This is a genomic window from Photobacterium leiognathi (assembly GCF_030685535.1).
Classification (GTDB): Bacteria; Pseudomonadota; Gammaproteobacteria; order Enterobacterales; family Vibrionaceae; genus Photobacterium; species Photobacterium leiognathi.
On the sequence record NZ_CP131599.1, the window covers coordinates 1,448,008 to 1,460,301 of the forward strand.

Annotated in this window: 8 protein-coding genes and 1 pseudogene; 4 read left to right on the forward strand and 5 right to left on the reverse strand. The window is 41.8% G+C overall.

Translation table 11 applies throughout. The features are described 5' to 3' along the window. Positions 1–507: 507 nt before the first annotated feature. The 4 genes from Q7674_RS06680 to ebgR form a co-directional block, all read right to left on the reverse strand. Positions 508–1,944, reverse strand: coding sequence for an amino acid permease (locus Q7674_RS06680; protein ID WP_023935423.1), 1,437 nt, complete (start codon positions 1,942–1,944; stop codon positions 508–510). Between the two features lie 110 nt (positions 1,945–2,054). Beyond that, positions 2,055–2,507 carry a beta-galactosidase subunit beta gene (locus Q7674_RS06685; protein ID WP_023935425.1) on the reverse strand — a complete coding sequence of 151 codons (453 nt, stop codon included), beginning with the start codon at positions 2,505–2,507 and terminating at the stop codon, positions 2,055–2,057. Positions 2,508–2,510: 3 nt separating this feature from the next. Then, positions 2,511–5,603, reverse strand: a complete 3,093-nt coding sequence (gene ebgA, locus Q7674_RS06690) for a beta-galactosidase subunit alpha (RefSeq protein ID WP_045066076.1) — start codon at positions 5,601–5,603, stop codon at positions 2,511–2,513. 293 nt (positions 5,604–5,896) lie between these two features. Beyond that, positions 5,897–6,880, reverse strand: a complete 984-nt coding sequence (gene ebgR, locus Q7674_RS06695; protein WP_045066075.1) for a transcriptional regulator EbgR — start codon at positions 6,878–6,880, stop codon at positions 5,897–5,899. 361 nt (positions 6,881–7,241) lie between these two features. On the opposite strand from ebgR, the gene galE reads away from it, so the two are divergent. The 4 genes from galE (at position 7,242) to galM (ending at position 11,654) form a co-directional block, all read left to right on the forward strand. Further along, a complete protein-coding gene (galE, locus tag Q7674_RS06700; protein ID WP_305422147.1) occupies positions 7,242–8,252 on the forward strand; it encodes a UDP-glucose 4-epimerase GalE in 1,011 nt (336 codons plus the stop codon). A gap of 17 nt (positions 8,253–8,269) precedes the next feature. Beyond that, complete coding sequence (locus Q7674_RS06705; RefSeq protein ID WP_045066072.1) at positions 8,270–9,325, forward strand: UDP-glucose--hexose-1-phosphate uridylyltransferase; 1,056 nt, start codon at positions 8,270–8,272, stop codon at positions 9,323–9,325. A 71-nt stretch (positions 9,326–9,396) separates the two neighbouring features. Then, positions 9,397–10,551, forward strand: a complete 1,155-nt coding sequence (galK, locus tag Q7674_RS06710) for a galactokinase (protein ID WP_045066070.1) — start codon at positions 9,397–9,399, stop codon at positions 10,549–10,551. A 44-nt stretch (positions 10,552–10,595) separates the two neighbouring features. Then, on the forward strand, positions 10,596–11,654 hold the full coding sequence (gene galM, locus Q7674_RS06715) for a galactose-1-epimerase (protein ID WP_107229703.1): 1,059 nt from the start codon (positions 10,596–10,598) through the stop codon (positions 11,652–11,654). Positions 11,655–12,162: 508 nt separating this feature from the next. Here galM and Q7674_RS06720 read toward each other — a convergent pair. Next, positions 12,163–12,294 (reverse strand): annotated as a pseudogene (locus tag Q7674_RS06720) (IS630 family transposase); the annotation flags it as partial.

The following is a 12,294-nucleotide window of genomic DNA, read 5'->3' on the forward strand; positions in this document are numbered from 1 at the left end:
TAATTTTACTAAAATTCAGCTTAGGAATACCGTGTAACAATTAGATACAAGTATAAAGAATAATATCATTTATATTTTTGAAGTAATTTCACATAATTAAATGACAACCATTGCTTATCTATTTATCTCTTTCCACTTATTAAATATAAAAGTAGATCTTCTCCCCAAGTTATAATTCTCATTGTGATATTCGTTCTAAAAATATTATTTAACAATAAATCACTTATGTAACATTCGTAACGATATCAAAGCGTAAGGTAACAACTTAACACCCAAACTTTTGTAGTATTTTATGAGCCATATCACAGTCATTAATATCTGTTATTTGCGTATCACTCTTTATTTTGCTGTTATTTATTTTCTCGCCCTTAAATAAATCTCAACTATCAGTAAAAAATAACTCCTCATAAGTAAAACAAACCTCTATTTTTTCAAAAAATAAAAAAGCCGCTCATATAAAATGAACGGCTTATCTATTTATTTACTTAGCTTATTTAGCGATAAAACTTAGTGCTGTGTTGCGACTGTTGGCTTCTTTTCATCTGCTTTAATAATGCCTTTTTGTTTCTTCTCAAAGCGAGAGATCCACCACCAAGCAAGACCTGAGAATACCGCCGTCATAAAGACGTTAATAAAGAACGCACGCACTAAATCAACACCAGGAGGGAACGCAGATGCTGTCATACTCACCACGAAAATCACGATAAGAATAGAGACAACAGTCATACCCACTTTTTGCGAGCCCATGCGGAAATCACGAGGCGTATCATCATGCTTCCAGCGGAAAACAAAGTAAGCGATCATGATAAGAATTGGCGGTAACATTGCCGTACCAGCAGTTAAGTTAATCGCAGTGTTCATCATCTGCTGTACAGACTCAGAGCCAAAACCGTTCACTACTAACATCGCAAACACAAACGCAAACTGCCACCATGCTGCACGTACTGGTACACCATGCTCGTTTAGCTCTGTGGTTTTCTCACCGTAAACACCTTTCGGAATTTCAGAAAAGTGGATTTTCACAGGTGCTGCTGTCCACATCATCATTGAGCCAAACATGGCAATGAATAGCACGATACCGACAAAACGACCGACTAATGCTTCCGAAATATTAAAGTAGTTACCCATACCGGTGAAGATCTCAACCATACCACCAGCATAAGTTAAATCTTCACGTGCCACGAATACGTTCACAAGTAATGAGCCAAGGGCATACATACCACCAATCACGATACCCGCAACGATGATCACCTTAATAAATGACTTATGACCACCTTTCACATCGTTAAGGTATGCTGCAGCGGTTTCTGCGCCACCCGCCGCTTGGAAAATCCAACACATGATGCCTAATGTCGCCCAATTAATGGTTGGCTTCATCGCTTCTAATGTGATCGGTTGTGCTGGCTGATGATCGCTACCCAGCGCAAGCAGTGCACCAACGACGTAAATAGCAAACAGTGAGAACACACCATAAGCCACCACTTCGGTGATCTTGCCTAACCATGATGCACCCTTGGTTGAAATATGGGTGGCAGCGGCAAATAACACAATCGAAATTACTGACGTGACGATTGGCGAGAAGCTGTACTCATACCCCATCATGGCGTATGAAGCATAAGCGATCACGTTTGGCAGTAATGAAATAAAGAAAAATAGGTTAACGAACCAGTACAGGAATGAGCCCATGTACGCCATTTTGGTACCTAAAGGCTGCTTTAGCCAATCGTACATGCCTGATTCTGAGTTTTTATTCGCCGATACAAATTCAGCGATAATGAATACGAAAGGAATGAAATAGATCATGGTTGCCAATAAAAAGATTGGCGCAGAGCTTAGTCCTAATTCGATATTGTTGTTAACGATATTACGAACGTTGAATACCGCTGCGAATGTCATCGACAATAAGGCAAATTTGCCTATCGTACCTCGTGTTGCTTCCGTCATGTTTACCCCAAAAAAACAAACTATTCATGGGACTCGTTGCCAATCTCATGAATTTAAATATCAAAAGTTCAGGCCCACACTGTGAGCCTGATTGTTACGCTTGCTTGGAACTATTTATTCAAGAAGTAGCCATCTTCGATGGTCACTTTTAGCACCACTTTTCTTACTGGGTTTTCACCTAAGAAACGGTACGCTTTGTCGTTTTCAAAAATCGCAATTTGCCCTTCTGATAACGCAATGACTTCACCACTACCCACCAAGGTTTCACGGTCTGTTTCATCTTGGTAAGCCACTTCTGTGGTTAATTGTGCTTTCTCCGCCACTTCCACTTGCTCACTGCCTTCAAGGTAGTAATGCACATCAAAGTAACGACGGTTACCAGTAAAAATACCATTGGTTGGTGTCACACCGTTTTGCACCATGTACACCAGTGAATCACCAATCGAATGCATCATACCCTCTTGGATGTTTTCAATATTTTCAATGGCTTCTACACAACGGTTCCATTTACGTCCATTGCGGTACACCAATTTAAATTGCGCTAAGCTATCTAATACGATCATGGATTACGCCTTATTCGTTTGTGGAGCCGTTGTTGTGAAAAATGCTGAGTCAAAGTCATGATTTGCCAATGCTTGTGGTCGGCAATCGCCAGCTGTAAATGGCAGAATCGTTAAACCGTAACGGAAACTATCCATGTACACACGGTATGAATCCAGCACTTCACTACCCCAAGAGTTAGAGCCTAAGCCCATTACTTGGTGATCTAGGTTTAGAGTGATGTAACCACTCTTCTCAAGCTCATGGGTATGCTGTGCTTGGTGAAGGTTTTGGTTAGTGTAGAACCATGCACTGAAGTTTATTTCTTGCTGTGGTTTCACTAATACACCTGTGCCATGTTTATCAGCCAATGCAGCCCAACGAACGTGCTGGCGGTTACCGTTATTTTGTGGGAACGGGTAGTTTTCAAACATGTCGGCAACCGTGGTGCTGTAGACATCAATCATGTTAGCTTGGCGACTATCTTGGTAATTTTCTTCAGGCCCACGACCGTAGTATTGCACCTGATCAAACTCGCCATTAATGCCCAAATCCAAACCAATCACTGGGATCACATGTGGGTAGTCACCGTAACGCTCACCACTTAATTCCACATTTAACTGACCTTGTGCATTGACTTGGTAGCGGTAATGACAACGCATACCAAAATCAAACACTGGCGGTGAAATAATGCTAGTGACAGTGATTTCACACTTACCATCGATCATTTCCACATTAAGGCTACGGAAGTGCTCTTGCATGATTTGCAAGTGAGCCGGATGCCACAGACCTTCATATTCTTGCTTGTGGTTATCGATCATTGGTTTAAAGAAATTCAGCTTAGGCGAAGATTGAATCAACTCTTTACCATCAACTAACCATGACGTTAACTTACCGTTCACTTTCGAGAAGTTAAGCGCAAAGTTATAACCTTTCACCACATAATCTAAGCGTGTTTCTTCAATCGCTAATTCAGTCGCATTGTGATTAACAAAGCTTTCCAACTGTGCGGTATTCGCTTTTAGCTCGAACTGGTAAACCGCAATATCATGGTTTGCTGCACTGTAACGAGTGCGAGAATCTTTACGCACAGTGAAATTAACAAACACTTCACGCTCATCAAGCTCAGGCCACGCTAGTGTGATCATCCGCTCTGAGTTTTCAGCCAGATCCATTAGTTTGATCTGCTCAACGGATAAGGTTTCACCTTCAGCACGCACTTCTACGGTAATGGTGTAATCATCAATGTTCGAGAACCACAATTTATTCTCAACCATGAATTGACCTTGTTTCGCATCCACTTCACGGATTTTCACTGGCGCAATCACTTGCTTATATTCTTTCAAGCCAGGGCCTGGTGTTTGATCTGGGTAAATCAAACCATCCATACAGAAGTTGTAATTATTCGGGTAATCGTTGTAATCACCGCCGTATTTATAGAATTCAGTGCCGTTTTCATCACGAGCTAGAATGCCGTGATCACACCATTCCCATACGTAGTGACCTTGAATATGATCGTGCTTGTAGAACACGTTTTGGTATTCCGTTAAACCACCAGGACCGTTACCCATTGCGTGGGCGTATTCACAGATAATGCGAGGTTTCGCATGTGGGAATTCACCAAAGTGATTCATCAATTGCGCACGTGAGTACATCGTAGAGATCACATCCACCACTTCAGCGTCACGATCTTCTTCGTAATGCACTAAGCGAGTGTCATCAATCACTTTAGTTGCCGCATACATAGCACGAATGTTACAGCCGTAGCCTGATTCATTACCCATAGACCACATAATGATTGACGGATGGTTTTTCTGAGCGTGAACATGACGCACAGCACGATCAACAAACACAGTTTCCCATTCAGCGTCATCGGTAATACGGCTTAAATCGCCGACGTTAGCAAAGCCGTGTGTTTCCACATCGGTTTCCGCCATTACAAACAGACCGTAAATGTCACATAACTCGTAGAAACGTGGATCATTTGGATAGTGAGCCGTACGTACAGAGTTAATGTTGTGCTGTTTCATTAGCACTAAATCTTTTTCCACACGATCCATACCCATCGCACGACCTTTAAGATGATCGTTATCGTGGCGGTTCACACCGTGTAGCATCACGTATTTGTTGTTGATGTAGAACAGACCATCACGCACTTTAATGTCACGGAAACCAACACGCTGCGGGATCACTTCCAATACATTGCCTTGGCTGTCTTTTAGCGTCAGTAGTAGTTGGTAAAGGTATGGGTTTTCAGCGTTCCATTGCACTGGCGCTGTCACATCAATAGCAAACTGCGCATTAGCACTATCAGCAACATAAAGATCAGCCACAGCGCCTTCAGCGATAAGTGTTGTGCCATCCATTAATTGGTATTCAACCAATGCAGTTTGTGCGCTTGCCGTTAAGTTTTCTAACTCAACATCACAGCTTAATGTGGCGTTTTGGTATGCGCTATCAAAGTCAGTACGTACCGTAATATCACGCACGTGTAACTGCTCTTTACCCACAAGGTAAACATCACGGAAAATACCCGCAGTCCACCACATGTCCTGATCTTCAATGTAAGTAGAATCCGCCCACTGCATCACACGAACAGACAGTAAGTTATTGCCTTGCTGCACGAATGCGCTGATATCAAATTCTGCGGTTAAACGGCTACCTTTACTAAAGCCAACATATTGACCGTTCACATACACTTCAAAGTAGGTTTCAACACCGTCAAACTTGATAATGGTTTGTTTGTCGTTCCAATCCGCACCTAATGTAAATGTGCGTTGGTAAGCGCCAGTTGGGTTATCAGATGGCACAAACGGTACATCAATTGGGAACGGGAAACCTTCATCTGTGTATTGAAGATCGCCATGACCTTCCATTTGCCACATGTTAGGAACCGTGATTTGTCCCCACTGCGTCATTGGCTGGCTGTAAAATTCTTCTGGTACTAATAATGGATTTAAAAAGTATTCAAATTGCCACTGACTACTAAGCAGCATAAAACGGCTACTTAGTTCACGTTGAAAAGTCGCTGCTTGCTTAACTGAATCGTATGAGAAGAAATAAGCACGTGGTGCCATGCGGTTCTCATGCAGATGTTGGAAATTTTCCCAGTTGTTCACGTTATGCCTCCCGGCTCAAACCGACGTTTTTTTAATCTGTGATCAATCGTGATAATGACGATAAATCTGTTGGGAATGAGTTTAGTAAAAGTTTTACTAAAATAAATTAGTGAAAACGTTTTACATTAAGCGAGTCACATTTTACGAGGGGATTTAAACCAATCCTGTGATCGGCTTAAAGGAAGTGGCAGAAGGTAAGATAACAGAAAGAAAACAGTGTAAATAACGCAACGCTTTTCACAGAAAATAAAAAGGCACTGTAAAAACAGTGCCTTATAAATACTTATTTGATCCTATTTAGTAGTACCACGCAGCTTTAACTTACTTGGTACATAGACTTGTAGTGGCAGAATTCGACCATCTCGTGCCTTTTCTACCAGCAAATTCACCCCTTGGATCCCCATCATTTCAGCGTGAATACGCACGGTAGACAGTGAAGGGAAAGTAAATTTAGCCGTCGGTATATCATTGACACTGATCAGCGCAATATCTTCTGGAATAGCCAATCCTTGCTCATGGATCGCACGTAGGACGCCAATGGCAATAGAATCAGAAGCAATAAATAACGCGCTGGGATAATCACCATTAGCAAACATCTGCTTAGCTAGTTCATAACCAGAAGCACTAGAAAAATCACCGCGATAAATGTCTTTATTATCTACAACGCCTTTTAACTGACCGTATTCAGAAAACGCAATTTCACGAATATCAGCGGTATTTGCCTGATCTTGTCCACCTATAAAACCAATACGTGGATAGCCTTGCTCAATAAAGAAATCGACAATTTGTTTACTGATCCTTTCAAGGTCAATATCTACGCTGTCGTAACGTTCTGAATTATCTGAAAAATCCACAAAGCAGATATTATCTGTTTTCTTTGATAACTCTTTCAATAACTTATCTGAACATCGTCCAACAATCAGTATCCCTGAAATCGTTGTATCATGGGCATCAAACTTACCGTCGTAACAGTTGAGCAAATCAATATCGAGCTTATCGCATTGGGTCTCAATCCCATGGCGAATAGAAAGATAATAAGGATCATTCACTTCCGCTTCTTGCTTATGGCTATAAAGTGCCACAAAGCAATGCTGTTGTTTTTTCTCAACTACGGCTTTTTTTGAACTACTGGTTTTGTATTCGAGTTTTTCAGCAATTTCAAAAATGCGTTGTTTAGTCTCTTCTTTTACGCTTAATGACGGATCGTCGTTGAGCACACGCGATACCGTTGCAAGAGAAACCCCTGCTTCATTAGCTATGTCTTTTAATGTCGCCATACTTACTTTGCTTCCCATCAACTTAGCTCACTATCCTAGTGAGATATTTTGAAAATAACACTTTTTATTACTGTTATGTATTGTGCCTGAAGATTTTAGTAAAAATTGTTACATTACACTAAAAATCTATAAAGTTAATACAAAATAAAATATAGCAAATAAATTCAATAAGTTATAAATGTTCATTGGTTTTATCTCTCGCTTTCATCGCTCACATTCTACAAATTAAAATTGTAAACGTTTACACATTGCCGAATTGATCACAGATCGTAAGCTCACTTCATTGGTAGACTTTTTTGCAGAAGGTCGAGATACGCCACACGCGGATCTCCTCTCCCCAAATTAAGCAGAGGCGAAAATAGTGGAAGTTTTAGTCACCGACGGCATGGGATACATCGGCAGCCACACATGCGTACAAATGATCCAAGCAGGGATCACTCCTGTCATTATCGATAACTTATCCAATGCCAAAATCGGTGTATTGGCACGTATCGAAGCATTAACAGGTGTAATGCCTGTGTTTCACCAAGGTAACGTCCAAGATGAGGCGTTTCTCGATAGTGTCTTCGCCAAACACGATATTAAAGCGGTGATCCACTTTGCTGGCTTAAAAGCTGTGGGGGAGTCGGTCGAAAAACCACTGGAATACTACGACAACAATGTTAATGGCTCTTTAGTATTAGCTCGTGCGATGCGTAAAGCTGGCGTGAAAAGCATTGTCTTTAGCTCATCAGCAACCGTATATGGCGATCCGGAAATAGTACCTATCACTGAAGACTCGCCAACTGGGGTGACTACCAACCCTTATGGTCGAAGCAAATACATGGTGGAAGAGTGCTTTAAAGATCTATTCCATGCAGAAAACGATTGGAGTATCACTCTACTACGTTACTTCAACCCAGTAGGCGCACACCCTTCCGGCACTATGGGAGAAGATCCACAAGGGATCCCTAATAACCTAATGCCATTTATTGCTCAAGTGGCGATTGGTCGCCGTGATCGGTTATCTATTTTTGGTAACGATTACCCAACCCCGGATGGCACAGGTGTTCGTGACTACATTCACGTCATGGATCTGGCTGATGGTCACATCGCAGCACTCAATGTTCTTCGTGAAAAAGCAGGATTGCATATCTACAACCTCGGCACAGGTAAAGGCTCTAGCGTATTAGAAATGGTCGACGCCTTTGCTAAAGCGTGTGGCAATCAAGTGCCTTACATTCTTTGTCCTCGTCGTGCAGGTGATATTGCAGAGTGTTGGGCAAGCACAGACAAAGCTGAACGTGATCTCAATTGGAAAGCGACGCGCAGCGTAAAAGAGATGACAGTCGATACCTGGAACTGGCAATCAAACAATCCTAACGGTTATTAATTAAGAGAGTAAAACACATGTCTGCAGTTGAATTTAACCCTGTTGATCATCCACATCGCCGTTATAACCCACTGACGGGTCAATGGATTTTAGTCTCGCCACACCGTGCTAAACGTCCTTGGAGTGGTCAAGATGAAAAGCCATCAACCGAGCAACTACCAAGCTATGACGAGCAGTGTTTCCTTTGTCCAACGAACGAGCGTATTTCTGGCGATAAAAACCCTGATTACCAAGGCACGTATGTGTTTAGTAATGATTTTGCCGCGCTAATGGTGGATTCTCCAGAAGCGCCACAATCGACTAATCCGCTATTTAAAACCCAAGGGGTTCGTGGTTTAAGTCGTGTGATCTGTTTCTCTCCCGATCACAGCAAAACCTTACCAGAGCTACCTGTTGAAAAAATTCGCGGTGTGATTGATACCTGGAACGATCAAATTGAAGAGCTAGGTAAAGATTACATTTGGGTACAAGCTTTTGAGAACAAAGGTGAAACCATGGGCTGCTCGCAACCGCACCCACATGGTCAAATTTGGGCAAATAGCTTTTTACCGAATGAAATCGAACGTAAAGAACACAACCTAAAGGCGTATTACCAAGAAAATGGTCGCAACCTATTGGTCGACTACGTTGAAGCCGAACTGAAAGACGGTTCACGCATTGTGGTTGAAACCGAACATTGGGTTGCGCTAGTCCCTTACTGGGCTGCATGGCCATTTGAAACCATGCTGTTACCAAAGACACATATTCGTCGTATGAGTGAACTCACCGATGCGCAACGTGACGATTTAGCGGTAGCGATTAAAAAGCTGACAAGCCGTTACGACAATCTATTCCAATGCTCTTTCCCTTATTCTATGGGCTGGCATTACGCCCCTTTCTTTGAGCAAGGCACTGACATTGAACATTGGCAATTACATGCGCTGTTTTATCCGCCATTACTCCGTAGTGCGTCTGTGCGTAAATTCATGGTCGGCTATGAAATGCTAGCCGAGAGCCAACGTGATTTAACCGCCGAGCAAGCAGCACAACGCCTACGTGATCTCAGCGACATTCACTACAAAGAGCAACAATAAGTTATTGCTTACTTACACTGTGCTGCTGATATAAGAGCGGCATGAGTTACCCTATTTTGTGAGAGTTTTTTATGTCAGATCTAATTTCAAACGTTAAACACGCCTTCACCGCAGTATTAGGCTACCAACCAAACCACCTGATCCAAGCACCGGGCCGTGTAAACCTGATTGGCGAGCATACCGACTACAACGATGGCTTCGTTTTACCTTGTGCTATCAACTACCAAACTGTAGTCGCTGCTGCGCCTCGTACTGACAACATCATCCGTGTGGTATCGGTTGATTATGACAATGCCACCGATGAATTTGATCTCACCCAACCTATCGAATTCCAACAAGATAAGATGTGGGCAAACTACATTCGTGGCGTAGTGAAATGTTTACTTGAACGTGGCTTCACTTTCACGGGTGCTGATATTGCAGTAACAGGTAATGTACCTCAAGGAGCAGGATTAAGCTCATCTGCAGCACTAGAAGTGGTGATTGGTCAAACCTTTAAGGTGCTTTATAACCTTGAGATCAGCCAAGCAGACATCGCCTTAAATGGTCAGCAAGCTGAAAACCAATTCGTAGGCTGTAACTGCGGCATCATGGATCAAATGATCTCTGCCGAAGGTCGTGAAAATCATGCGATGCTATTAGATTGCCGTAGCCTAGAAACCCAAGCGGTATCCATGCCTGAAGACATGGCAGTTGTGATCATCAACTCCAACAAAAAACGTGGCTTGGTAGATAGCGAATACAATACCCGTCGTGAGCAATGTGAAGAGGCCGCACGTATCTTTGGTGTCAAAGCACTGCGTGATGTCACCATTGAGCAATTTAATGCCAAAGCGCACGAACTGGATGAGCTAGTAGCGAAACGTGCTCGCCATGTGATCACTGAAAACGATCGTACCGTTGAAGCTGCGACAGCCTTACGTAACCACGATATGAAGCGTATGGCTGAGCTAATGGCACAATCTCATGCTTCTATGCGCGATGATTTTGAAATCACAGTATTTGAAGTCGATACCCTTGTTAACATCGTGAAAGACGTGATTGGCGAACAAGGCGGTGTACGTATGACTGGCGGCGGCTTTGGTGGCTGTATTGTCGCGCTTGTTCCACCAACATTAGTGGATGATGTAAAAGCAGCCGTTGAAGCGAAATACCAAGCTGCAACAGGATTAAAAGAGTCAATTTACGTTTGCCAAGCTAAAGATGGCGCAGGCAAGATTGCTTAATTAATTCATTCAGTCACTAACCAATAAACAGGTAAGGAGCACCAATGCAAAGCCCACTCATGCACGCTATGACTCAGCAGCTCGCCTACGATGGCAAGCCAGCTAATGTCATTGAACTCACTAATAGCCATGGAATGCGTATCGTGCTGATGGACATTGGTGCTACTTGGTTAAGTTGTTGCCTTCCCCTTAGCAGCAGCAAACAACGAGAAGTGTTATTAGGCGTCGATAACCTTGCTGATTTTTATGCCCAACAAAGCTACATGGGTGTAACTGTTGGTCGATATGCTAACCGCATTGCCAATGGTCGCTTCAGTATTGATGGTCAAGCATACCAAGTATCAACCAATCAACATGGTAATTGCCTTCACGGTGGTGGAAATGGCTTTAACCAACGTCGCTGGCAAATCGTAGCGCAAAGCCAAGATAGCGTTTTATTTAGCTTAGTCTCTGAAGATGGTGATCAGGGCTTTCCTGGTACTCTAAATGTTGCGGTGCGTTATACCTTAACTAATAACAATGAAGTGACCATTCACTACCTTGCTGATACCGATAAAACCACACCCGTTAATTTAACTAATCACGGTTACTTTAATCTACAAGGGGCGAGCTGGGACGGTGATAATCGCTCACATACAGTACGTATTAATGCTGACTACTATTTGCCGACCAATAGCCTTGGTATACCACTCGACAAGCCACAACCTGTTGAAAATACCAGTTTTGATTTCCGTATCAGCAAAACACTGAGTAAAGACTTACTGACAGATCAACAGCAACAACAAGCTAAAGGTTACGATCATAGCTTCGTATTAAACCCAGCAAGAAATACTAATGAGATTATTGCTGAAGTAATTTCCCCTGATAACAAAGTCACCATGACGGTAAAAACCAATAAACCAGCTGTGCAACTGTATGGCGGCAACTGGTTAGCGGGTACTCCTGCTCGTGATGGCAAGCAATATCAAGATTACGCAGGATTGGCGTTAGAAACCCAGTTTTTACCCGATTCCCCTAACCACCCAGAATGGGAGCAACCCAGTTGTTACCTCTCCCCCCAAGAGCAATACAACTACAAAACGACATATCAATTTAGTTATTAACTAAAACCCAAAGACCTTAAATTTGTTTTCAGGTCTTTTTTTATTCAATCAAACATTAGAGAAACAAAAATAAAACAACGTGTAATTAAACACCACATGGAATAAACAATTCTTAACATAATCTTTTTTAATACTTTCTATGTTTTGTAAAAAAGTGTAAATGAATACAACACAAACAGTAAGTGATTGATAAATAGATACTTAATTATATATCCAACTAGATTGGATAATTTGATTATTCATACCTCAAACCTATAATTCACGTAATTTTATAAATTAGAGATAGTAAAATTTGGTATTAACTTCCATGAAGAAAAGTATCATTCGTTTTTTATCATTAAATATCATTTTTGTGCTTTGCATGATCTTGTACAACTATGTACATATTAATATGATTGAATATGATATTAAAAACCATTACGACCGAATTATTTCTGCCAGTAACGAGTTTTATCAACACTATTTAAACACAGAAGTAGAGAATAAAGAGCCGGGTATATATACCGAATCAACTTGAAGATGCTGTTTTTAGAACCTGAAAGTTATCATTAATTCGAGATATCAACGAACCTGCGATCTCTGGAAGAGTCACAGTAAAAAATTGATCTATTGCAACCTTGAAGTCTCGTTTGGTTTTGAA

Excerpts from the sequence above, each read along its gene's own strand:
- Q7674_RS06680 (WP_023935423.1), bottom strand. The coding sequence starts at position 1,944 with ATGACGGAAGCAACACGAGGTACGATAGGCAAATTTGCCTTATTGTCG.
- galM (WP_107229703.1), top strand. The coding sequence starts at position 10,596 with ATGCAAAGCCCACTCATGCACGCTATGACTCAGCAGCTCGCCTACGAT.
- galK (WP_045066070.1), top strand. The coding sequence starts at position 9,397 with ATGTCAGATCTAATTTCAAACGTTAAACACGCCTTCACCGCAGTATTA.
- ebgR (WP_045066075.1), bottom strand. The coding sequence starts at position 6,880 with ATGGCGACATTAAAAGACATAGCTAATGAAGCAGGGGTTTCTCTTGCA.
- Q7674_RS06685 (WP_023935425.1), bottom strand. The coding sequence starts at position 2,507 with ATGATCGTATTAGATAGCTTAGCGCAATTTAAATTGGTGTACCGCAAT.
- Q7674_RS06705 (WP_045066072.1), top strand. The coding sequence starts at position 8,270 with ATGTCTGCAGTTGAATTTAACCCTGTTGATCATCCACATCGCCGTTAT.